Origin of the sequence: Neisseria mucosa (genome assembly GCA_003028315.1) — a bacterium.
GTDB classification, from domain to species: domain Bacteria; phylum Pseudomonadota; class Gammaproteobacteria; order Burkholderiales; family Neisseriaceae; genus Neisseria; species Neisseria mucosa.
In genome coordinates this window covers 517,496-539,673 of sequence record CP028150.1, presented here as the reverse complement: position 1 = coordinate 539,673, position 22,178 = coordinate 517,496, and the positions used below count along the sequence as shown (strand labels likewise).

Here is a 22,178-nt window from a genome sequence, read left to right as displayed (position 1 = left end):
ACAAACGGAGAACCATGATGAAACCGCTATTTGCCGTATTGTCCGTCGCCTTTCTGCTCGGCACGAGCGTCAGTATCCACGCCGCGGAACAGGCCAAACCTGCCGACCGCAGCGTCCAAGTGTACAAAAAAGCCGACTTGGCGGAGTGGAACCGCGAAAACGCAGCCGGAGGCAAAGGCCCGCTGCTCGGCCGCTTCGCCTTCAACCGCCACCAGACCGCCGCACAAGACGCGTTCAGGGAAATCGGCTGGCTGACCCTGCCGCCGGGCGCATCCATCGGCGAACACAAACACACCGACAACGAAGACGTTTACATCATCGTATCGGGCAAAGGCGTGTTTACCGACAGCACGGGCAAACAGACCCAAGTCGGCGCCGGCGACATCACCATCGCCCGCCCCGGTCAGTCCCATGCGTTGAAAAATATCGGCAAAGAGCCGCTGGTCTTCCTTGACTTGATTGCCGAAACCGCAGCAGTCAAAGTTGCCAAATAGCAGTCATCAAACCGTAAAGGTCGTCTGAAAACGGAATCTGGTTTTCAGACGACCTTTTTTGCTATTTAGGCAACATGATGCTTTGCAAACAAACCGGAAGGGTGGCGTACTGCCGCTATTTCCGTCTTTTTATTATTTTTAAGATATTAGGTTTCCGACGCTATACGGGGTTTTATAGTGGATTAAATTTAAACCAGTACGGCGTTGCCTCGCCTTGCCGTACTATTTGTACTGTCTGCGGCTTCGTCGCCTTGTCCTGATTTAAATTTAATCCACTATATCTTGGGACTGAGGTAGATTAGCAGCTATGCTAATCTACCTCAGTCTCTAATTAAATCCATTTTTCATTTTTAAAATAAGATCTTGCCCACGTGATTACTTTCTCCATTATATCTATACAATATCCTTTTTCTAATATAACCTCCTGAATCTCCCCTTTATAATCTCTAAATATGATTTTTTCCGAATGGTCGGTTGATACCAGCCAGCTATTTTGATTATCAAAAATATTTTCTTCTATATTTAAATAGGTTGAGTCATATAATTGATATTCCTCATAGGTTTCATCTCCGTTTAAGATCTTTTCCAAAATATTTTCTAATTTTTCCAAAATATATTGAGCATCTTGGTTATAGATCGTGAAAGCATTGAATTTATTCAGGCTGCCTATTTTTACATTCAATGAATTTACCGCATCTAGAATGCTGATTGATTGATACTTCAATTCGGTCGGCAATATATAACCTTGAATTATATAATGAAATACTCCATCATTTTTCAAATCTTCTCCCCATTCCAGAAACCAATCTTCTACAAAATCAAATTGAATAGCAAATTTATATGGATCTCCAAAAATCATCATATCCTCCAAGATATATGTATATTAAACTAATTGTTACCAACATCCTTTAATTTTTTAACATTAATATTAAAGTAATGTTTAATTTCTATAGGTATCTGATTAGCCTGTTGTTTTCCTTTTATTCCTGCACAGTGATAGACACCATTACTGAGTGCAAATTGATGAACCATTTCACCATCAAAATAAAAGCGTAAATTACTGTCGGGATTTTATGCGGGTACGGATTTTTTGAATAAATCCAAGAAATTCCTAGATTCAATACTTGCAATAAGTCCCGGACCAGCACCAATTCCTTTCCTAGTGTGTTTAATATTTGATTGATATTTTAAACCATTATCTAAATTTACTACATTTGACCGAAAACGGATTATTGTTATGGTCGCTGTTTAACACTGCCTCTTTATTGTTTTTGGTTTTGCGCTGTTTGTATGGGCTTTGGCTTGGCTGTTTTGCGGCATCAAATGCGATTTGCTTCTTAAATTCTTGTTATATTAATGCTGAAATGTTATATAATAACAAACTTTCGAAATATGATGAAAAACTAAAATGACACAAAACACACTCAAACCCATTGTTTTATCTATTCTTTTAATCAGCACCCCTATTCTTTCTCAAGCGCATGAAACCGAGCAGACGGTGGACTTGGAAACGGTCAACGTCGTCGGTAAAAGCCATCCGCGCGCCACTTCGGGGCTGCTGCACAGTTCAACCGCCTCCGACAAAATCATTGCCGGCGATACTTTGCGGCAAAAAGCCGTCAATCTCGGCGACGCGCTCAACGGCGTGCCGGGCGTCCATGCTTCGCAATATGGCGGCGGCGCATCCGCGCCTGTGATACGCGGGCAGACGGGCAGACGGATTAAAGTGTTGAACCATCACGGTGAAACGGGCGACATGGCGGATTTTTCGCCCGACCATGCCCTGATGGTGGACACCGCCTTGTCGCAACAGGTTGAAATCCTGCGCGGGCCGGTAACGCTGTTGTACAGCTCGGGCAATGTGGCGGGCTTGGTGGATGTTGCCGACGGAAAAATCCCCGAAAAAATGCCTGAAAACGGCGTATCGGGCGAACTGGGGCTGCGTTTGGGCAGTGGCAATTTGGAAAAACTCACGTCCGGCGGCATCAATGTCGGACTGGGTAAAAACTTCGTGTTGCACACGGAAGGGCTGTACCGCAAATCGGGCGACTACGCCGTACCGCGTTACCGCAAAGAAGAGGGTCGTCTGAAACGCTTGCCCGACAGCCATGCCGATTCGCAAACGGGCAGCATCGGGCTGTCTTGGGTGGGCGAGAAAGGCTTTATCGGCGCGGCGTACAGCGACCGTCGCGACCGCTACGGCCTGCCTGCGCACAGCCACCTCTACGACGACTGCCACGCCGACATCATCTGGCAGAAAAGTTTGATTAACAAACGCTATTTGCAGCTTTATCCGCACCTGTTGACCGAAGAAGACGTCGATTACGACAATCCGGGCTTGAGCTGCGGCTTCCACGACGACGATAATGCACACGCGCATACCCACAGCGGCAGACCGTGGATAGACCTGCGCAACAAACGCTACGAAATCCGCGCCGAATGGAAGCAGCCGCTCCCCGGTTTCGAAGCCCTGCGCGTGCACCTGAACCGCAACGACTACCACCACGACGAAAAAGCGGGCGATGCGGTGGAAAACTTCTTTAAAAACAAAACGCAAAATGCCCGCATCGAATTGCGCCACCTGCCCATAGGTCGTCTGAAAGGCAGTTGGGGCGTGCAATACCTCACCCAAAAATCCAGCGCGCTTTCCGCCATTCCCGAAACCGTCCAACAGCCGATGCTGATCGACAACGATGTGCATCATTACAGCTTTTTCGGCGTAGAACAGGCAAATTGGGACAACTTCTCGCTTGAGGGCGGCGTGCGCGTGGAAAAACAAAAAGCCGCCATCCAGTACGACAAAGCCTTAATTGATCGGGAAAACTACTACAACCAACCCTTGCCCGATCTCGGTGCGCACCGCCAAACCGCCCGCTCGTTCGCGCTTTCCGGCAACTGGTATTTCTCGCCATACCACAAACTTAGCCTGACCGCTTCCCATCAGGAACGTCTGCCGTCAACGCAAGAGCTGTACGCACACGGCAAACACGTTGCCACCAATACCTTTGAAGTCGGCAACAAACACCTGAACAAAGAGCGTTCCAACAACATCGAACTCGCGCTGGGCTATGAAGGCGACCGCTGGCAATACAATCTGGCACTCTACCGCAACCGCTTCGGCAACTACATCTACGCCCAAACCCTCAACGACGGACGCGGCCCCAAATCCATCGAAGACGACAGCGAAATGAAGCTCGTGCGCTACAACCAATCCGGCGCCGACTTCTACGGCGCGGAAGGCGAAATCTACTTCAAGCCCACACCGCGCTACCGCATCGGACTTTCCGGCGACTACGTCAGAGGTCGTCTGAAAAACCTCCCGTCGCTGCCCGGCAGGGAAGACGCCTACGGCAACCGTCCCTACATCACCCAAGCCGACCAAAACGCCCCGCGCGTTCCCGCCGCACGGCTCGGCTTCCACCTGAATGCCGCGCTGACCGACCGCATCGATGCCCATCTCGACTACTACCGCGTGTTCGCCCAAAACAAACTCGCCCGCTACGAAACGCGCACGCTCGGACACCATATGCTCAACCTCGGCGCAAACTACCGCCGCCGCACCGGCTACGGCGAGTGGAATTGGTACGTCAAAGCCGACAACCTGTTCAACCAATCCGTTTACGCCCACAGCAGCTTCCTGTCCGACACCCCGCAAATGGGACGCAGCTTCACCGGCGGCGTGAACTTTAAGTTTTAAGGGGCGATAGACAAGAAAAAAGGTTTTCAGACGACCTCTGAAAACCTTTTTTATTCATCCCTTCATGTCATCCCAATCTTTTGACTTTCGTCAAAGGAAATTGTTTTCATCCGTCTACTTCCAGTATTAATCCGGCCTTTCCGCGCTCGTCATAAACCTTTGTAAACCAAATCATCCGACAGGTATCCGATATTCCTCCCCTCTTCGTCCCAAACATCCCCCTGCCCCACAGCCTTCCCCACATAAAATTTTTTTCCAAATAATATATACAGTTACCCCAAACACACCCGCCGCCCTAGGTTTAAAAAAATTCCACATAAAACAATACGGTTACTCCTCTCCAAACCCTGTTCACAAGCAGTTTCTTAAAGTATGATAAGCCTGTCTCCGGCCAATGTTCCCGCCGGAATCAGGCTTCCAAACAAATCCAACCTCAACTCGGAGTAAACATTATGTTGACCCAGACCCAACAGGTCGATTTGACCCTGCATCATCTCAAAGAGCGCGCCTTGGCAGAATATAGCCCCAAACAGCGTGCGACCGTCGAAGCTTCCGAAGACTGGAAACAGTTTGACCGGCGTTTGAACGAGCATTTCCCCAAGCTGATGCACGAGCTGGACAACGTTTACAACGACAACGAAGCCGTCCTGCCCATGCTGGAACAACTGATTGCCCAAGCATGGCAAAGCTATTCCCAACGCGATAAGTCTCTGAAAGCCATCGATGCCGCGCGTGAGAATGACCCCGATTGGATTTTGTCCAATAAACAGGTCGGCGGCGTGTGTTATGTCGATTTGTTCGCGGGCGATTTGAAAGGCTTGAAAGCCAAAATCCCTTATTTTCAAGAGCTGGGGCTGACCTATCTGCACATGATGCCCCTGTTTAAATGCCCTGAAGGCAAAAGCGACGGCGGCTATGCGGTCAGCAGCTACCGCGACGTCAATCCGGCTTTGGGTACGATAGACGATTTGCGCGATGTCATTGCCGCGCTGCACGAAGCGGGCATTTCCGCCGTCGTCGATTTCATCTTCAATCACACTTCCAACGAACACGAATGGGCGAAACGCTGCGCCGCCGGCGATCCGCTTTTCGACAATTTCTACTATATCTTCCCCGACCGCTGGATGCCCGACCAATACGACCGCACCCTGCGCGAAATCTTCCCCGACCAGCATCCGGGCGGCTTCTCCCAATTGGAAGACGGACGCTGGGTATGGACGACGTTCAATTCCTTCCAATGGGATTTGAATTACAGCAATCCATGGGTATTCCGCGCCATGGCAGGCGAAATGATGTTCCTCGCCAATCTGGGCGTCGACATCCTGCGTATGGACGCCGTCGCCTTCATTTGGAAACAAATGGGTACGGATTGCGAAAACCTGCCGCAAGCCCACGCCTTAATCCGCGCGTTCAACGCCGTCATGCGCATCGCCGCACCTGCCGTGTTCTTCAAATCCGAAGCCATCGTCCACCCCGACCAAGTCGTCCAATACATCGGACAAGACGAATGCCAAATCGGCTACAACCCGCTGCAAATGGCATTGTTGTGGAACACCCTCGCCACCCGCGAAGTCAACCTGCTCCACCAAGCCCTCTCCTACCGCCACAACCTGCCCGACCATACCGCATGGGTCAACTACGTCCGCAGCCATGACGACATCGGCTGGACGTTCGCCGACGAAGACGCATGGCAGTTCGGCATCCACGGCTACGACCACCGCCAATTCCTCAACCGCTTCTTCGTCAACCATTTCGACGGCAGCTTCGCGCGCGGCGTCCCCTTCCAATACAACCCCAATACCGGCGACTGCCGCGTCAGCGGTACTGCCGCCGCCTTGGCAGGTTTGGCGCAACACGACCCACACGCCGTTGACCGCATCAAACTCTTGTACAGCATCGCCCTGAGTACCGGCGGCCTGCCCCTGATTTATCTCGGCGACGAAGTCGGCACGCTCAACGACGACGACTGGTCAAACGACAGCAACAAGAGCGACGACAGCCGCTGGGCGCACCGTCCGCGTTACAACGCCGAGTTGTACGAACAGCGCCACGACCCGTCAACCGCGGCAGGACAAATCTATCAAGGCCTGCGCCACATGATAGACATCCGCCAAAACAACCCGCGCTTGAACGGCGGCCGTCTGGTTACCTTCAACACCAACAACAAACACATCATCGGCTACATCCGAAACAATGCGCTGTTGGCGTTCGGCAACTTCAGCGAACACCCGCAAACCATCAGCGCGCACACCCTGCAAGCCATGCCCGCCCGCGCCAAAGACCTCATCAGCGGCGAAACCGTGGCATTGAATCAAGATTTGGTGCTGCGCCCCTACCAAGTGATGTGGCTCGAAATCGCCTGATGATTGAGGCAGCTTAAAAACGCAAAGGTCGTCTGAAAACCGGCATTGCCCGTTTTCAGACGACCTATTTAAAATATAAGGCATCAAACCTACCCAAGCGATGATACTTTCCCCAACATCCGCATACAATGCGCCTTTCCATACGCAGCTTAAAAATAAATTCCATTAATTACAAAAAGTTGAAAAATTATTAATCAAATTTATCCATCAAGTATTGAAATTATTCGACTTTCTGATTTAGAATTCAGCGCATATATATTCAATATCCAGCAAAATACCATCATGCAAACCGCTAAGCATTCAAACGCTTTCTTCTATTGGTACCACACAAATGTGCGGTACTTTTTTGCGCTTGTCTGAAACAGACGGAAATGAACAGCAAAACAAGAGCCGCCCTGATTGAGCGGCTTTTTTTATACCCTTCATGGCCGCCAATCCCGATACACGATGCGAATAGATACCAATAAAGGAAAAGCCATGAACCTCTCTGCAAATATCCAAAGACGTCCACAAACCCTTCACCGCTGCCATATGATTGTTGACGGCAACAGCCACAACACATTTTCAGACAACACCATTCCCCAAACCTCAGGCCTTATCAGCGAGGCCTTGATTCCACAAATCCGCTCTCTCGCCACATTGATTGCGGCCGAACGCCACGACTTCAATTGCAACAGTCCCGCCGTGTTTACAGAAGAAGCCGACTTCTTCGCCGCACGCATCCTTATTTTGGGCGTTCGCCGCTTTCATCTCGACATCACTCTGATGCCCATGCTCAAAACCGCCAATCAGCGCGCACAAACATTTGCCAAACACCATCACCTCCCCTTCTCCCCCGCGGAAATGCACATGAGCCTGCACGCCCGCCGCCCCGACAAACTGCTTATTATGGAAACCGAACACGAAGTGAAACCTCAAGGAAATATTGTTGCCGACAGCCTTGCTTTTGCAGCCAAACTACCGAAACTCCCATTGTAAAAAAGAGCAACCTTGCTTGATAAATCCCCAAAACACACCATATGGCAGGCAGGCCACGCGCTTAGAACCATGCCGACGACTTACATAAGACGGCATTAATGACAACCGACCAAGGAAACACACAACAATGAAAAAAATTATCGCCTTAGCCGCGCTCTCCGCTTTCGCCCTTGCCGCCTGCAAAGACAATACGCAAGCACAGCTTGAACAGCAGCAAAAACAAATCGAAGCCCTGCAACAACAATTGGCACAGCAAAACGGCCAGCAGGACAATACCGTTTACCAACTCACTCCCGAAGCCGTACAAGACACCATCCCTGTCGAAGCGCAAGCTAACGGCAACAACGGCCAACCCGTTACCGGCAAAGACGGACAACAATATATTTACGACCAATCCACAGGAAGCTGGCTGCTTCAAAGCCTAATCGGTACAGCCGCAGGCGCATTTATCGGTAACGCACTGGCAAACAAATTCACCCGTGCGAACAATCAAAACAGCCCGATTGCACAGCGCGCCCGTACCCATTACTACCAATCGGCCCGTCCCAACGGCCGTACCAGCCAGCAACTGAATACCCGCAGCATCCCCGCGCAGCAGGCTCAACAACAACCCCGCTACCGTCAAACCACCCAACAACCTTCCAACTACCGCCGCCCGATGGGTCGCGGATTCGGTCGTCGCCGTTAATTCGGCAACAATTACAAAAGGTCGTCTGAAAATATTTTCAGACGACCTTTTTATTTCAAGCCAACCATTCCGGCTGACAGATTCCATATCTCAATCTTTTTTATGTTCGATGTAAGCCTGATGCTTCGTATCCGAATCTTTACCCGTTACCGTATATTCGCCTTCAATCACATCATCATCTTGTGCTTTAGTTGAAAACGGCCGCTGCCCAAATATATTCCCATCCGTCTCCGCTTGCACAACCGGGCGACCTTTAAACGGCAACAACAGCAATAATGCCAATCCCGTCGAAATAAAGCCCGGACTCATCAGGCACACCGCTGCCACAGCATAGCGTATCGGCCATAGCATCTGATAAAGCGAAACCTTTCCTCCGCTCCGTATCGTCGCTCCTGCCAGTAAAATGCCGGACAGCCCCGTATTGCGCAGCATAAATACGCCGGATACGAAACTGACGACCATCAGCAGCAACGCCACGCTGCCGCCAAGCCAGTCGGCAACCCAGACAATCGACATGATTTCCAAAAAAATCAAAACTAAAAAACCGATACCGAAAAATTGCATAATTACTGTTCCTTAATCTCTAAGCCGAAGCGATTCTGACCAATCCGTATTTATATTCGAAGCCATAGCGGATACTAACATAAAGATAAAATCCCTGCTTTCAAGCAAGGAAAATGTGAAAAACGGTAAGTATTTCCCACCTTTTCAAACCCAAGCCGATAGATATATCGATAAGATGTTTATTATCCAAATATTTATCCGAATCCCGACAGTTTCTCCGACAAAATCCGTGCATCCTGCCGAAAATTCCTCTATAATGCCTGCTTATTCGGAATGTAGCGCAGCCCGGTAGCGCACTTCGTTCGGGACGAAGGGGTCGGAGGTTCGAATCCTCTCATTCCGACCAAATATAAAAACCTGCTTTGATTGCATGATCAAAGCAGGTTTTTTCATATCGTGGTTTTAAGTCTGAATCCTGACATTTTAATAGGGTGGGAAATGACAATGGTTTCCTAGTATATCCAGCTATATCCCCTGTTTTGTTTTCAGACGACCTTTGTCTTTATGGCTTTCCCCTAAAAAATGCAAAATTCCCAGATGTTTTCACTATAATGCTTTTTGATATTCAGTTAAGAACCGTTAATCCGTTCGCGTATAATTTCAAGTTTTCCCAACAAGGCAGATGGTGTTTTATGTCTTCCAACCAACCCCGTCAAACTTGGTCCAACCGTTTGGCTTATATCCTTACCGTTGCCGGCGCGACTGTCGGTTTCGGCGCGACGTGGCGTTTCCCGTATTTGGTCGGTGAAAACGGCGGCGGCGCGTATGTGTTTTTATTCTGTATCGCCATGTTTGTTATCGGTATTCCGATGATTTTGGTGGAAAACGTCATCGGACGGCGCAAAGGTGTGAACGCGCTGGATGCGTTCGGCGGCTCGATGAACGGCAAACCCGTCGCTAAAATTTGGAAACTGGTCGGCTGGATGGGCTTGCTCGGCTCGTTCGGCATCATGGCGTATTACATGGTGCTCGGCGGCTGGGTGATCAGCTATATCATTAATATTATTAGCGGAAACCTGAATATTTCCAGCCCTGTCAGCGGCGAACTAACGAAAAGCTTCTTTACCGAACACATCGAAAACAGCCCCTGGGAAATTGCGTTCTACACTTTCTTGTTTGTCGTTGTGAACCAATGGATTTTGGTCAAAGGCGTCATCGGCGGCATTGAAAAAGCGGCGAAATACCTGATGCCGCTGCTGTTTCTATTCCTGATTGCCATGGTCGTGCGCAACGTTACCTTGCCGGGCGCGATGGAAGGGATTACTTTCTATCTGAAGCCTGACTTCAGCAAGATTACTGCAGAACTTTTCGTCTTCGTTTTGGGGCAAGTATTCTTCGCTTTGAGCTTGGGTTTCGGCGTAATGATTACCTTGTCCAGCTATCTGGATAAAAACGAAAATCTGGTGCAAACCGCAGTCATTACCGCAATTACCAATACCATCATCGCCGTACTGGCGGGCTTTATGATTTTCCCGTCGCTCTTCAGCTTCGGCGTCGCGCCCAATTCCGGTCCGACTTTGGTATTCCAAAGTTTGCCGATTGTATTCTCGAATATGTGGGCAGGACCTGTGTTCGCCGTGATTTTCTTCTCGCTGCTCCTGATTGCCGCGCTGACGACTTCGCTGACCATTTATGAAGTGTTGATTACGACGATTCAGGAAAAAACCAAAATCCGCCGTACTGCCGCGATTACGATTGTATTGGCTGCTATCTTCATCTTCGGCAACATCCCGTCCATTCTGAGCTATGGCCCGTGGAAAGATGTTTCCGTGTTCGGCAAAAATATTTTTGATGCCTTTGACTATATCAGCGGCAATATCTTGTTTATGCTGACGGCGCTCGGCTCCGCGTTGTTTGTCGGTTTTGTGATGAAGGACGAAGCGAAGGACGAATTGCTTTATAAAGGCAACCATACGACGGTCAATATTTGGTTTGCTTATGTGAAATACCTTGTACCGTTAGTGATTTTGCTGATTTTTGTCAGCAACCTGTTCTAAAGTCTAATTAGGACAACAAGGTCGTCTGAAAACCTTTTCAGACGACCTTGTTTTATAAGAAACAGTAAATACGGTATAATTTAGACCTTACACACATTACACCCGACGGATTGATTCCCCGTCGGTTTTCCCTTTTCAGACGACCTGTACCGAATATCAAAAATCCATCCATGACCGCAAAATCCTCTAAAACCGCATCAAAAACTAAAGCCAAAACAAACGCCAAACTGAGCACGCGCCGTCAAAGCCAAACGAAGGCGCAGACAGAGCCGAACAAGGTTTCCGAGCGTTTGAAGGCTGCCAAAGCGCTGCAAAAAAATGAAGAAAAAAAAGCGCGCCCCGAGCATGTCGTCAATCTGATTAACGACGCGCTGTGGCTCTTCGGGCTGATGGTGACGGTCTTCATCGCCATTTCCCTCGCCAGCTTCAAAATGACCGACCCCGCATGGTCGCGCAGCGTGCCGAAATCGGACGACATCGCCAATTTCGGCGGGCTGTTTGGCGCGTATGTTTCCGATGTCGGCTATTATCTTTTCGGACTGTCATTTTGGTGGTGGATCGCCGCTTCGTGCGTTTTCCTCTATAAAAATTTCCGCCCGCTGCAAAAGCGCGAAAACTACAAATCGTACAATCACGGCGTTGCCGCGCTGGCTTTGTTCCTGCTTTTGGTGTGCAGCCCGATTCTCGAATATTTCACCCTTCAAAATACTTTGGACGAAACCCTGCCTGTCGGTGCGGGCGGTTTGGTCGGCGCTTTGGCAGGTTCGGGCTTGGCTTGGCTGCTGGGCAAATCCGGCAGCCTGCTGATTATGTGCGTCATGCTGCTGCTTTCCGTTTCCTTGCTGGCGCAAGTGTCTTGGCTGGAGTTCATGGCAAAAACAGGACGCAATACCGAAAGCCTGTTTTCAGGCATTTGGGGTCGTCTGAAAAAGGCGTTGGGCAGACGCAAGGATGACGGCTCGACCGCCGAAGCCTTGGAAACGGAAAATACACGCCGCATGGTGAAAGAAGCCAAAAACATCACCGCCACGCCCGTTACTCCGCTTGCAGGCAGCACCAGCAACCGCAAATCCGTCGCAGTCTCCGTTGCGCCGCCGCCCAAAATTCAGGCTTCTTTGTTTGAAGACAACGAGCCGCAACAGACAGGCGAATACCACAAACCCAGCATGAGCCTGCTGCGCCTGCCCAATGGCGAACCCGTCAGCATCAATCCCGCCGAATTGGAGCGCACTGCCGAGCTGATTGAGTCCAAGCTGGCTGAGTTCGGCATCGGCGTGCAAGTCGTGTCCGCCACTTCAGGCCCGGTGATTACGCGCTATGAAATCGAACCCGCGCAAGGCATAAAAGGCAGCCAAATCGTTGCTTTGTCTAAAGATTTGGCGCGTTCCATGTCGCTGCAAGCCGTGCGCATCGTGGAAACCATCGCGGGCAAAAACACGATGGGCATTGAGTTGCCGAACGAAAAACGCCAAGACGTGATGTTGAGTGAAATTTTGTCTTCGTCCGTGTTTACCGAAGCCAAATCCAAGCTGACCGTTGCGCTGGGCAAAGACATCTCCGGTACGCCCGTCGTCGGCGATTTGGCAAAAATGCCGCATCTTTTGGTCGCCGGCATGACCGGTTCGGGTAAATCCGTCGGCGTGAACGGCATGATTATGTCCATGCTTTTCAAAGCCACGCCCGACGAAGTCCGCTTCATCATGATTGATCCGAAAATGCTCGAATTGAGCATTTACGACGGCATTCCGCACTTGCTCTGCCCGGTCGTTACCGATATGCGTGAAGCAGGGCAGGCGTTGAACTGGTGTGTCGCCGAAATGGAAAAACGCTACCGCCTGCTTTCCCACGCCGGCGTGCGCAACTTGGAAGGCTTCAACCAAAAAGTCGAAGCCGCCAAAGCATCGGGCAAACCCATGCCCAACCCGTTCAGCCTGAATCCGGACGATCCCGAGCCGCTGGAAAAACTGCCGATGATTGTGGTCGTTATCGACGAGTTGGCAGACCTGATGATGACCGAACGCAAAGCCGTCGAGCAACAAATCGCCCGCCTCGCCCAAAAAGCGCGTGCCGCCGGTATCCATATGATTGTTGCGACCCAACGACCGAGCGTCGATGTCGTCACCGGCTTGATTAAAGCGAATATCCCGACGCGCATGGCGTTTACCGTACAAAGCAAAATCGACAGCCGTACCATCCTCGACCAAATGGGCGCGGACGAATTGCTGAAATACGGCGACTCCCTGTTCCTGCAACCGGGCAGCGCCGAGCCGACCCGCCTGCAAGGCGCGTTTGTTTCAGACGACGAGGTGCATCAAGTCGTCAACTACGTCAAATCGCAAGCCCCCGCCGACTATGTCGAAGGTTTGCTCAGCGGTGAAGCCGCGCTGGAAACCACCAACATCGTCAATCCGAATGCGGGCAGCGATGAATTGTTCGACCAAGCCGTCGCCTACATTTTGGAAAGCAAAAAAACTTCCATCTCCTCCCTGCAACGCCAGTTGCGCATCGGCTACAACCGCGCCGCCAATCTGATGGAAGCGCTCGAAAACGCCGGTATTGTTTCTCCCGCAGACATCAACGGCAGCCGCAGGATTTTGGCGCAAAAAGACCAGTTGTAATCCTTGTAATTACCAAAGGTCGTCTGAAAACTGAACTGCACCCCAAAAGTTGGACATCCCCTCCAACTCACAAGGTGCAGTTTTTTTATGAGCAAATATACATTACACTTCAAATACCAAGCCGTACTCCACTACCTGCATATACGCAGCCAGCAGCGTACCGCAGACCACTACGGCATTTCCCGAACCCACCTGAGACGATGGATACGCGCCTATCAAGAAGGCGGTATCGGCGCACTCGAACATCCCCAATCCAAAACCATGCCCCAACACCGCAAAAACCCCTTCATCGCAGATAAACCCGATCAAGAAAAAACGCAGGCAGAGCTTATTGAAGAGTTGTGCTATATGCGCGCAGAGGTCGCCTACCTAAAGGAGTTAAAAGCCCTCAGCCAAAAGCGGACCGAAAAGGACAAAGCCAAACCGTCCAAACACTGAGGGCGCAACATCCGCTCAAATACCTGCTGCATATCGCAAACCTGCCCAAAAGCAGCTTTTACTACCACCACCAAGACCGATCCGACCCCGACGCAGCCGACAAAGCCCTCCTCGTCGAAACCTACCGGCGGCATAAAGGACGCTACGGGCAAAGGCGCATTGCCGCCGCATTGGGTTGGAACCGCAAAAAAGCGGCGCGGTTGATGAAGCAGTTGGAACTGAAAGCCCTCATACGGGCGAAAAAAGCCTACCGCCATCCCGCCATGGGCGAGATATCGGAACACCTCCTCAAACGCCTATTCAAATCCGAAAAGCCCAACGAAAAATGGCTGACCGACGTTACCGAACTCAAAGGGAAAGACGGCAAACTGTACCTCTCGCCAATCTTGGACTTGTTCAACCGCGAGATCGTCGCCTACGCCATGAGCCGCAGAGCCGACAGCGAAATGGTGAAGGAAATGCTCGAAAAAGCTGCCCCCCGTCTGACTGATAAAGGAACGATGCTTCATTCGGACCAAGGTGTGCTGTACCGTACGGCGGGGTATAGGGAATTGCTTGCGGAGCATTCCATGGTTCAAAGCATGTCGCGAAAGGCGAACTGTTGGGACAATGCGCCGATGGAAAGCTTCTTTGCGGTGTTGAAGACGGAGTGTTTCTATAACGCAGGTGAATTGACGGTGGACGAATTGATGAAGCAGATAGATGATTATATAGACTACTACAACCGTGAGCGTTGCAGTTTGAAATTGAAAAAGCTGAGTCCTGTCGCATACAGAACCCAGCTTGCACAGAGCGCCTGAATAGGCTTTTATGAGTGTCCAAGATTTGGGGGCCAGTTCAAACCGAAATATCGGTTTCAGACGACCTTTTTATCAAACATAAGTAAACCTACCGTTCACCGTTAAGAAATGATTCTCATCCTTTCCTATGTTAAGATAAACGTCTTTACAACCTCACACAAAGGACAAGAATCATGAAAAAAATCATCTTCGCCGCACTCGCAGCAGCAGCCATCGGTACAGCCTCGGCCGCCACCTACAAAGTGGACGAATACCACGCCAACGCCCGTTTCGCCATCGACCACTTCAACACCAGCACCAACGTCGGCGGCTTCTACGGTCTGACCGGCTCCGTCGATTTCGACCAAGCCAAGCGCACCGGCAAAATCGACATCACCATCCCCGTCGCCAACCTGCAAAGTGGTTCGCAACACTTCACCGACCACCTGAAATCCGCCGACATCTTTGACGCCGCCAAATACCCGAACATCCGCTTCGTTTCCACCAAATTCAACTTCAACGGCAAAAAACTGCTCTCCGTTGACGGCAACCTGACCATGCACGGCAAAACCGCCCCCGTCAAACTCAAAGCCGAAAAATTCAACTGCTACCAAAGCCCGATGGCGAAAACCGAAGTTTGCGGCGGCGACTTCAGCACCACCATCGACCGCACCAAATGGGGTGTGAACTATCTGGTTGATGCAGGCATGACCAAAAACGTCCGCATCGACATCCAAATCGAAGCAGCCAAACAATAAGCCACTGCGCAACACATAAGGTCGTCTGAAAACGAAGTTTACTGTATCCGTTTTCAGACGACCTTAAAATATTTCACAACGCCTTTTAGAGATTTCACATAAAATCCGCGATAATAACGTTTGATTTTCACACTACGAGAAACACTCAAATGAACAAAACCCTCAAACTCACTTTCGCCGCCCTTGCCCTTGCCGCAGCCTTCAACGCCCAAGCCGAGACACACGCCGTCATCGAAACCAATATGGGCAACATCAGCCTGTCGCTCGACGAAACCAAAGCACCCAAAACCGTCGCCAACTTCGTCAACTACGCCCGCAAAGGCTTTTACGACAACACCATCTTCCACCGCGTTATCGACGGCTTCATGATTCAAGGCGGCGGCTTTACCCCAGACCTTGCCCAAAAAACCACAGATAAAGCTGTTATCAACGAAGCGGACAACGGCTTAAAAAACACTGTCGGCACCATCGCCATGGCGCGCACCGGCGATCCTAATTCCGCCACCAGCCAGTTCTTCATCAACACTGCCGACAATACATTCCTCAACTTCAAAAACAAAACCCCGCAAGGCTACGGCTATGCCGTCTTCGGCAAAGTAACCTCGGGCATGGATGTCGTACGCCAAATCAGCAAAACACCGACTGAAACACGCGGCTTCCATCAAAACGTCCCAATCAAACCCATTATTATCAAACGTATAACCGTCACCCAATAAATATCGCGAATCCAAATAAAAAGGCCGTCTGAAAAATCGAAATAACGGAATCCTATTTTCAGACGACCTTTTTTTGTTTTAAACGGCTATACCATAAAAATTAACTCAATGACTTACAACGATTTCAAGCGGTTCCAAAACGCCCTGACCTGACCGCCATACAAATCAGCGGACGTACAATACGCAATTTCCAAACCACATTGACCTTGCGTCCCATATTTTTTAATACATTGGTTCAACGCAGTCTGATGGACGCTTTTAAAACGCGGAGAAGTAATAGCGACCACATTTTCCGCCGTGAGGCCGCCTTGCGCTTTCGGATAAGCGAGCGCAATACAGGTATTGTGAAGCGGAATAACCGACTTACACCCTGTCGCCTGCCCCTGCTGCACGCCCGAAAGTGTATCTTGTGCGCGGCAGAAAGCCTCCAATTCGGCATTTGCTTCCAGTTGCGAAGCATTTTCTTTGGTTGTTTTAAGCTGTACGGCACTGCCGCCATCCGCAGGATTCTGCCACATGACCAAGTAGCCATAAGTATCCGCCGCCCCCGCAGTACCTGCACATACGGCAAGAAGCAATGCAATAACTGTTTTTTTCATATTCATCCCTGATTACTTTATTTACATCGGCTGTTGTCATTATAAAACAAAAGAACGGCATGATATATGCCCCTTTCAGGCGACCTTATCCTGCTCGAACGGACTAAAGGTCGTCTGAAAGCTGCTTACTCTTGCGGCTGCTTTCTGTGTTTCACGCATTCTGCGGCATATTGCTCGCCCCAGCGGTGCATCGCCTCGATGACGGGCATCAATGTCCGTCCGAACGCGGTCAGCGAATACTCCACCTTCGGCGGCACCTGTGGATACACTTCGCGATGGACAATACCGTCGTGCTCCAACTCGCGCAGCTGCAACGTCAACATCCGCTGGGTAACACCTGCCAACAGACGCTGCAACTCGTTGAATCGTCGGGTTTCCCCGTATAAATAATATAAAATCAACACTTTCCACTTGCCGCCGATAATATCTAAAGTATTAACGACCGGACAGCAGGCGCCGTGTGCCGGTTCTGTTTCCGCCATTATTGACCTCCGAATGACAGTATAAAAATTGTGCGTACTTGTGAATAAGTTTGTACCCCATATAATACATGCAACAAAGTATGGCAACCACGACATTATTAATTTCATTACACAAAGGTCGTCTGAAAAGGTTTCAGATGAGCCCACAAGAAGGAACCTCATCATGCGCAACGTCAAACAAATCTACCGTGCAATCAGCCAACACTGGGTCGGCGACGGATTCCTCGTCCAACCCTTGTTCTCCCACATGGGCGACGACCGCGGCACCAACCCTTTCCTGATGCTCGACTACGCCGCACCCTATGAATTCTCCCCCAACGAAGCCCGCAGCCCGCGCGGTGTCGGCCAACACCCGCACAAAGGCTTTGAAACCGTTACCATCGCCTACCACGGCGAAGTGGCACACCGCGACTCCAGCGGCGGAGGCGGCATCATTTACGAAGGCGACGTGCAATGGATGACCGCAGGTTCGGGCATCATCCATGAAGAATTCCACTCCGAAAACTTCAGCAAAAAAGGCGGACTGTTTGAAATGGTCCAACTTTGGGTCAACCTGCCCGCCAAAGACAAAAACACGCCGCCGCGCTATCAGCATCTCGCCAAAGCCGGTATCCCCGTGGTTGAGTTCCCTGACGAAGCAGGCTGCCTGCGGCTGATTGCAGGAGAATACAAAGGCGTAAAAGGCGCAGCCGACACCTTCACCGAAATGAACGTCTGGGACATCGTTTTGAATGCCGGTAAAAAAGCCGTATTGGAAATACCCGAAGCCCACAACCTGTCTATGGTCGTCCTGCGGGGCAACGTTACCCTAAACGGCAAAGAGCAGGCGGACGCAGGACAATTGGTCGGCTTTGAGAAAAGCGGCGGCAACGTACACATAGAAGCCGGCAGCGAAGAAGTCAAAATCCTTTTGCTCTCCGGCGTCCCGATTGACGAACCTGTCGTCGGCTATGGCCCGTTTGTGATGAACACCGCCGAAGAAATCCGCCAAGCCATCAGCGATTTCAAAAGCGGCAAATTCGGCAGCATTGATTGAGCCTCTACGCCGAAACAAAATAGGCTGTATCTTACAGACAGGCTTCTCATGCTGAAAACGGAAATCACGCGTTTCACTATAGTGGATTAAATTTAAATCAGGACAAGGCGACGAAGCCGCAGACAGTACAGATAGTACGGAACCGATTCACTTGGTGCTTCAGCACCTTAGAGAATCGTTCTCTTTGAGCTAAGGCGAGGCAACGCCGTACCGGTTTAAAGTTAATCCACTATATATTTTTTTAAGGTTGCCTTAATTTCTTGGGACAACCTCTTTTCTATCTATAAACATAAAATATAGCTCGGCTAAAATGATGCAAAAAAATGGCATACGAGCCTTATTAATATTTGATTACTTACATTAGTAAATTCATATAAATAAACATACAAATATCCGCTAGTTATTTAACTATTATCTCATTTAAACAATGGGTTATTTATTTAAAATATTAGGATTACCGTTCGCTGATATTTATGTCATATCATTTTTTATAACCTCCCAAACACTCGTAAAATAGTTTGCCAAACTCATAATTTTTGATATAAAATGAAAAGAATTAACCCAAACCAACTCTCTCTAAGGATAAGTGGATTTGTTATGTTGAAAAAAACTGTTTTGATGTCCCTTGTGTTATCTGCGCTGGTCGGCTGTTCTCCAACCTATGGCAATATGCGCTTCTTACCTTCCCCTGAACAAGAAGCCACAATGCGGGCTGATTCCCAAAGAGTTCAGCACGATGAACGAGTAGAACGTGCCGAACGCCGTCGCGAACGCCGTGAGGAAATGATGGATGAAGCAGATGCCATCAAACGTGCTTACGGTGATCAAAAAATTTATATCCTCCACTAAATTTACAATACACCCGCTTAATTTTTTTACTAGGTAAAAATTATGAAAAAAACAATTGCTGCCCTGCTTCTTTCTTCTCTGGTAGTAACAGGTTGCGCTACTCAAGGAAGCTCCGTAGGTGACTTGGCTATCGGTGACGATTCCGCAGCCATCAAAGCAGGCCGTAACCGCGCCTCTGCCCAACTCTCCCGTGCGGAACTGGAACAACACCGTCGCCAACGTGCAAACGTTTCTGAAGAGCTGGCATTGGAACGTGAAAAACGCGCCAACAAACGAGACCAAATCAACGGTGCAATGGGTACTGCTGCCGGTGCGGTCGGTCTGATTGGCGGTATCGCAGGTACTGCCGCTTTGATCAAAGCTTGGTTCTAATTTAGCAGGTATTCGTAAGAACGACCGGTACGGCGTATCGGTCGTTTTTCTTATTCTCAGCCTCATAGGCTAATTGAGTTTAAACTTTCTAAATACCGCAGTTTAAACTTGTCCATCCTTTATTAAGTCATAGATAAAACCTAAAAGGTCGTCTGAAAACCCAAACCAGTTTTCAGACGACCTTTATCTATTCAATACCATCAAGCCGCTTTACGATGGTAATGCCGTAGCGCATGTTCTTTGCGCCGTCCGCTCGAGAAGGCGGATACGCGTTTCAGGTAGCCAATAACGCGGGTGCCGTAGTCGATGTCGTGCGAACCGCAGGCGGAACAGGCGTGCAAGGTGCGTTTATCGATGTGGCCGCATTCGTTGCAGATGGTGATGCGCACGTTCACGCAGAAGTAGTTGCAGCCGGTTTGTGCGGCGATGTCCAGCAGCGAACGATAGCCGGATTCAGGCAGGGCTTCGTCAAGATTCAAGTGCAGCGCGGAGCCGCCGTCGAGCCAGTCCACCAGTTCTTTGCCGTGCAGCAGGAATTTGTCGAGCGCGTTGATTTCTTCGTCTTCGACGACGTAGAAATAGGAGTTGTAGCATTCGCGGCTGACTTTGTAGCCGTCGGCTTTGTCCCATTTGGCGTTTTTCACGCCGAGGTTTTCGGCGGGGACAAACTCGGTGTTGAACTTCACGCCGTAGTGTTTGCTGGCGGCTTGGTTGGCTTCGAATATGGTTTTCAGACGACCTTGGACGAAGTTGATGTAATCGTCGTTGTAGCCGACTTTGATGCCTTGCGATTCGGCGGCTTCCGCCATGCCGTTGATACCGATGGTGAGGAACTGTTTGTCCAACGTGATGAAGCCTGCATCGTAAACGGGCAGCATGCCGGCGGCTTGGTATTCTTCCATCAGTTTGCGGTAGGCGTATTGGTATTTGTGGATTTTGGCGACTTCGGCGGCAAGGTCGCGTCCGTCTTGTTCCAGCCGGTTCATATTGATGGTGATGACGTTAATGGAACCAGTCGCCACGCCGCCTGCGCCGAGGGTATAGCTGAAAGTGCGGTCTTCGATGGCGTTACGCAGGCGGCAGCAGGAAGCCAACGAGTCGGGATTGTCGGAAAGATAGACGAAGAAGGAATTGCCCTCCGCCAACTCTTTCGCCATTGCGTCGGCGAACACGGTGTCTTTGCATTTGCCGCCATCAGTCAGCATCGCAGCGGTCACGACGGGGAAAGTCAAAACGGCTTTGGTGCGTTCCTGATTGAACCATTTGAGGAAGAAGTTTTGCAGCTTCGCCACGCTCGCCCACACCGGTTTGCTGAAATCGGGGAAGACGAAATCGCCGAACATTGCGTCGAAATAGTATTGATCGTAAACGGAAATATTCCAGAATACGCTCTGATAGCCGCGCGCGGCAGCGGGCTGGTTGATGCTGTACACCACCTGCTGCATATGGTTGGCGATTTCTTTGCCGTGGGTTTCCAAATAATCGTCGCCATAGTCTTTTCGGGCGAAATAGTCGAAATAGGTCAGAAACTCCACCGTCGCCACCGCGCCGGCAAACTGCGCGCTGATGGCAAACACAAGATTGATAAACGAACCGCAAAACGATGCCAGATGCTGCGGCGCCTTAGATTCGCCGCCGAGTTTGCTTAAGCCGTCGAGCAGGAAGGGATAGAGCGTAACCGACACACAATAAGGCTTGAGGCTGGTTTCGTCGTGCACATAAATCTCGTGTGCCTCAATCTGGCGGATGTATTCGTCGGCAACGGATTGGTCGAAAATTTCGGCGATTTTGCGCGACACTTGGGCGCGGTTAATCTGCACGAAAAAGTCTTTCATGATTTCCGCTTCCATCGTGGCGATGTTTTTCTGGGTAACGTTGGCGTTGGCGTCCATTTTCGAGCCGTCCGCCGCGTTTTGCGCACTGATGTAGTCGTGCATGAATTGCAGTTTGCCGTTTAACTGTTCGGGATGCAGCCGAATCATGTTAAGTCCTCCTGTGTGGGTTGGATAAAAAGCCTCAGGCCGTCTGAAAAGCGGCCGTCTGCGGCTGAGTCGTAATCGGGATGATTTTGGGCGCGGGTTTGTCTTTGATAAACAAGCGGTTCAACACCTCGCCCGTACGCAAATCGATAAACTTCTGATTGGTTGTCGGGCTGTCCAAGCCGCCCAGCTCCATCTGCCAACGGCCGGTTTTCAGATACGTCAGATAAGGCAGGATGCCGTCTGAAACCGCCTCCAGCTCCTCACACTCCAAACCGGTGTACAAACAGGCTTTCAACCCCGCCTGCGTCACGATGCCCAACATTTTCTGCAAGGCTTCCGGCTGCCATTCCCCGCCCATAAACAACACGCAGCTAATCAGCCCGCGATAGCGTTTCAGACGACCTCTCAAATAATCCTCGGTCAATTCCGTGCCGACACCCTCTTTCCACGCATCGGCACTATGGCAACCCTTGCAGCGCAGCGGGCAGCCGGAAAACAGAAACGCCAGCGACACTTCACCCGGCACTTCCTGCCAGACAATTTGCTCGATTGTGAATTTCAACGCTGCCATGACTTGCCACGCATAAATACAATATATGGTGTGAATTAAATCATAAGAACACAAGATATGGTATTTTTATTTAACAATGCAACAAACCGATATGATAGTTTTTAATAATTCCTCATATTGAAATTACAAATCAAGACCGGCTTCCAATACGAAAAATAAGTCGTGATAAGCAAACTCCGTTATGGCAAAGACCTGCT

Annotated in this window: 19 protein-coding genes, 1 tRNA gene and 3 pseudogenes; 15 read left to right on the top strand and 8 right to left on the bottom strand. The window is 50.1% G+C overall.

What is annotated here, in order from left to right; translation table 11 throughout:
* Positions 1–17 precede the first annotated feature (17 nt).
* Positions 18–494: a cupin domain-containing protein gene (locus NM96_02725; protein ID AVR78416.1), complete on the top strand. Its 477-nt coding sequence runs from the start codon at positions 18–20 to the stop codon at positions 492–494.
* Between the two features lie 172 nt (positions 495–666).
* Here NM96_02725 and NM96_02720 read toward each other — a convergent pair.
* Together NM96_02720 and NM96_02715 are read right to left on the bottom strand one after the other, a co-directional pair.
* Positions 667–786, bottom strand: a pseudogene (locus NM96_02720) (transposase).
* A gap of 39 nt (positions 787–825) precedes the next feature.
* The gene (locus NM96_02715) at positions 826–1,356 is read right to left on the bottom strand and encodes a hypothetical protein (GenBank protein AVR80245.1); all 531 of its coding nucleotides are present in this window, start codon (positions 1,354–1,356) and stop codon (positions 826–828) included.
* A gap of 546 nt (positions 1,357–1,902) precedes the next feature.
* On the opposite strand from NM96_02715, the gene NM96_02710 reads away from it, so the two are divergent.
* The 4 genes from NM96_02710 to NM96_02695 all read left to right on the top strand — a co-directional run bounded on the left by NM96_02710 (position 1,903) and on the right by NM96_02695 (position 8,220).
* Positions 1,903–4,191 (top strand): ligand-gated channel, encoded by a 2,289-nt coding sequence (locus NM96_02710; protein ID AVR78415.1) that lies wholly within the window; start codon positions 1,903–1,905, stop codon positions 4,189–4,191.
* Between the two features lie 452 nt (positions 4,192–4,643).
* Positions 4,644–6,554 carry an amylosucrase gene (locus NM96_02705; protein AVR78414.1) on the top strand — a complete coding sequence of 637 codons (1,911 nt, stop codon included), beginning with the start codon at positions 4,644–4,646 and terminating at the stop codon, positions 6,552–6,554.
* Positions 6,555–7,031: 477 nt separating this feature from the next.
* Entirely contained in the window at positions 7,032–7,532 is a 501-nt protein-coding gene (locus NM96_02700; GenBank protein ID AVR78413.1) for a hypothetical protein, read from the top strand.
* Between the two features lie 127 nt (positions 7,533–7,659).
* A complete protein-coding gene (locus NM96_02695; protein ID AVR78412.1) occupies positions 7,660–8,220 on the top strand; it encodes a hypothetical protein in 561 nt (186 codons plus the stop codon).
* Positions 8,221–8,310: 90 nt separating this feature from the next.
* Here NM96_02695 and NM96_02690 read toward each other — a convergent pair whose 3' ends face one another.
* The gene (locus NM96_02690; GenBank protein AVR78411.1) at positions 8,311–8,784 is read right to left on the bottom strand and encodes a membrane protein FxsA; all 474 of its coding nucleotides are present in this window, start codon (positions 8,782–8,784) and stop codon (positions 8,311–8,313) included.
* A 269-nt stretch (positions 8,785–9,053) separates the two neighbouring features.
* On the opposite strand from NM96_02690, the gene NM96_02685 reads away from it, so the two are divergent.
* The 7 genes and pseudogenes from NM96_02685 (at position 9,054) to NM96_02655 (ending at position 16,090) form a co-directional block, all read left to right on the top strand.
* A tRNA-Pro gene (locus NM96_02685) sits at positions 9,054–9,130 on the top strand.
* A 286-nt stretch (positions 9,131–9,416) separates the two neighbouring features.
* Positions 9,417–10,781, top strand: a complete 1,365-nt coding sequence (locus NM96_02680) for a sodium-dependent transporter (GenBank protein ID AVR78410.1) — start codon at positions 9,417–9,419, stop codon at positions 10,779–10,781.
* 170 nt (positions 10,782–10,951) lie between these two features.
* Positions 10,952–13,399 (top strand): cell division protein FtsK, encoded by a 2,448-nt coding sequence (locus NM96_02675; protein ID AVR78409.1) that lies wholly within the window; start codon positions 10,952–10,954, stop codon positions 13,397–13,399.
* A gap of 30 nt (positions 13,400–13,429) precedes the next feature.
* Positions 13,430–13,837, top strand: a pseudogene (locus tag NM96_02670) (transposase).
* Between the two features lie 170 nt (positions 13,838–14,007).
* A complete protein-coding gene (locus NM96_02665) occupies positions 14,008–14,637 on the top strand; it encodes a hypothetical protein (GenBank protein AVR78408.1) in 630 nt (209 codons plus the stop codon).
* 173 nt (positions 14,638–14,810) lie between these two features.
* Positions 14,811–15,374: a polyisoprenoid-binding protein gene (locus tag NM96_02660; protein AVR78407.1), complete on the top strand. Its 564-nt coding sequence runs from the start codon at positions 14,811–14,813 to the stop codon at positions 15,372–15,374.
* Between the two features lie 149 nt (positions 15,375–15,523).
* On the top strand, positions 15,524–16,090 hold the full coding sequence (locus NM96_02655) for a peptidylprolyl isomerase (GenBank protein ID AVR78406.1): 567 nt from the start codon (positions 15,524–15,526) through the stop codon (positions 16,088–16,090).
* Positions 16,091–16,203: 113 nt separating this feature from the next.
* On the opposite strand, the gene NM96_02650 is transcribed toward NM96_02655, so the two are convergent.
* Both NM96_02650 and NM96_02645 read right to left on the bottom strand, forming a co-directional pair.
* Positions 16,204–16,695: a DUF4189 domain-containing protein gene (locus NM96_02650; GenBank protein ID AVR78405.1), complete on the bottom strand. Its 492-nt coding sequence runs from the start codon at positions 16,693–16,695 to the stop codon at positions 16,204–16,206.
* A gap of 119 nt (positions 16,696–16,814) precedes the next feature.
* Positions 16,815–17,171, bottom strand: a complete 357-nt coding sequence (locus NM96_02645; protein AVR78404.1) for a transcriptional regulator — start codon at positions 17,169–17,171, stop codon at positions 16,815–16,817.
* A 163-nt stretch (positions 17,172–17,334) separates the two neighbouring features.
* On the opposite strand from NM96_02645, the gene NM96_02640 reads away from it, so the two are divergent.
* Positions 17,335–18,207, top strand: coding sequence for a short-chain dehydrogenase (locus NM96_02640; GenBank protein ID AVR78403.1), 873 nt, complete (start codon positions 17,335–17,337; stop codon positions 18,205–18,207).
* A 95-nt stretch (positions 18,208–18,302) separates the two neighbouring features.
* Here the strand turns inward: NM96_02640 and NM96_02635 are convergent.
* A pseudogene (locus NM96_02635) lies at positions 18,303–18,444 on the bottom strand (IS5/IS1182 family transposase).
* A 360-nt stretch (positions 18,445–18,804) separates the two neighbouring features.
* Here NM96_02635 and NM96_02630 point away from each other — a divergent pair.
* Positions 18,805–19,056, top strand: coding sequence for a hypothetical protein (locus NM96_02630; protein AVR78402.1), 252 nt, complete (start codon positions 18,805–18,807; stop codon positions 19,054–19,056).
* A gap of 42 nt (positions 19,057–19,098) precedes the next feature.
* On the top strand, positions 19,099–19,428 hold the full coding sequence (locus tag NM96_02625; GenBank protein AVR78401.1) for a hypothetical protein: 330 nt from the start codon (positions 19,099–19,101) through the stop codon (positions 19,426–19,428).
* A 200-nt stretch (positions 19,429–19,628) separates the two neighbouring features.
* Here the strand turns inward: NM96_02625 and nrdD are convergent, their stop codons facing one another.
* Together nrdD and nrdG are read right to left on the bottom strand one after the other, a co-directional pair.
* Complete coding sequence (gene nrdD / locus NM96_02620; GenBank protein ID AVR78400.1) at positions 19,629–21,410, bottom strand: anaerobic ribonucleoside-triphosphate reductase; 1,782 nt, start codon at positions 21,408–21,410, stop codon at positions 19,629–19,631.
* Between the two features lie 34 nt (positions 21,411–21,444).
* Positions 21,445–21,981: an anaerobic ribonucleoside-triphosphate reductase activating protein gene (gene nrdG / locus NM96_02615; protein ID AVR78399.1), complete on the bottom strand. Its 537-nt coding sequence runs from the start codon at positions 21,979–21,981 to the stop codon at positions 21,445–21,447.
* Between the last annotated feature and the right edge of the window lie 197 nt (positions 21,982–22,178).

What these genes read in the sequence shown, in the direction of transcription:
- NM96_02675 (AVR78409.1), top strand. Translation starts at nt 10,952, where the DNA reads ATGACCGCAAAATCCTCTAAAACCGCATCAAAAACTAAAGCCAAAACA.
- NM96_02680 (AVR78410.1), top strand. Translation starts at nt 9,417, where the DNA reads ATGTCTTCCAACCAACCCCGTCAAACTTGGTCCAACCGTTTGGCTTAT.
- NM96_02625 (AVR78401.1), top strand. Translation starts at nt 19,099, where the DNA reads ATGAAAAAAACAATTGCTGCCCTGCTTCTTTCTTCTCTGGTAGTAACA.
- NM96_02645 (AVR78404.1), bottom strand. Translation starts at nt 17,171, where the DNA reads ATGGCGGAAACAGAACCGGCACACGGCGCCTGCTGTCCGGTCGTTAAT.
- NM96_02695 (AVR78412.1), top strand. Translation starts at nt 7,660, where the DNA reads ATGAAAAAAATTATCGCCTTAGCCGCGCTCTCCGCTTTCGCCCTTGCC.
- NM96_02630 (AVR78402.1), top strand. Translation starts at nt 18,805, where the DNA reads ATGTTGAAAAAAACTGTTTTGATGTCCCTTGTGTTATCTGCGCTGGTC.
- NM96_02725 (AVR78416.1), top strand. Translation starts at nt 18, where the DNA reads ATGAAACCGCTATTTGCCGTATTGTCCGTCGCCTTTCTGCTCGGCACG.
- NM96_02700 (AVR78413.1), top strand. Translation starts at nt 7,032, where the DNA reads ATGAACCTCTCTGCAAATATCCAAAGACGTCCACAAACCCTTCACCGC.
- nrdG (AVR78399.1), bottom strand. Translation starts at nt 21,981, where the DNA reads ATGGCAGCGTTGAAATTCACAATCGAGCAAATTGTCTGGCAGGAAGTG.
- NM96_02650 (AVR78405.1), bottom strand. Translation starts at nt 16,695, where the DNA reads ATGAATATGAAAAAAACAGTTATTGCATTGCTTCTTGCCGTATGTGCA.
- NM96_02715 (AVR80245.1), bottom strand. Translation starts at nt 1,356, where the DNA reads ATGATGATTTTTGGAGATCCATATAAATTTGCTATTCAATTTGATTTT.
- nrdD (AVR78400.1), bottom strand. Translation starts at nt 21,410, where the DNA reads ATGATTCGGCTGCATCCCGAACAGTTAAACGGCAAACTGCAATTCATG.
- NM96_02705 (AVR78414.1), top strand. Translation starts at nt 4,644, where the DNA reads ATGTTGACCCAGACCCAACAGGTCGATTTGACCCTGCATCATCTCAAA.
- NM96_02690 (AVR78411.1), bottom strand. Translation starts at nt 8,784, where the DNA reads ATGCAATTTTTCGGTATCGGTTTTTTAGTTTTGATTTTTTTGGAAATC.
- NM96_02660 (AVR78407.1), top strand. Translation starts at nt 14,811, where the DNA reads ATGAAAAAAATCATCTTCGCCGCACTCGCAGCAGCAGCCATCGGTACA.
- NM96_02655 (AVR78406.1), top strand. Translation starts at nt 15,524, where the DNA reads ATGAACAAAACCCTCAAACTCACTTTCGCCGCCCTTGCCCTTGCCGCA.
- NM96_02640 (AVR78403.1), top strand. Translation starts at nt 17,335, where the DNA reads ATGCGCAACGTCAAACAAATCTACCGTGCAATCAGCCAACACTGGGTC.
- NM96_02710 (AVR78415.1), top strand. Translation starts at nt 1,903, where the DNA reads ATGACACAAAACACACTCAAACCCATTGTTTTATCTATTCTTTTAATC.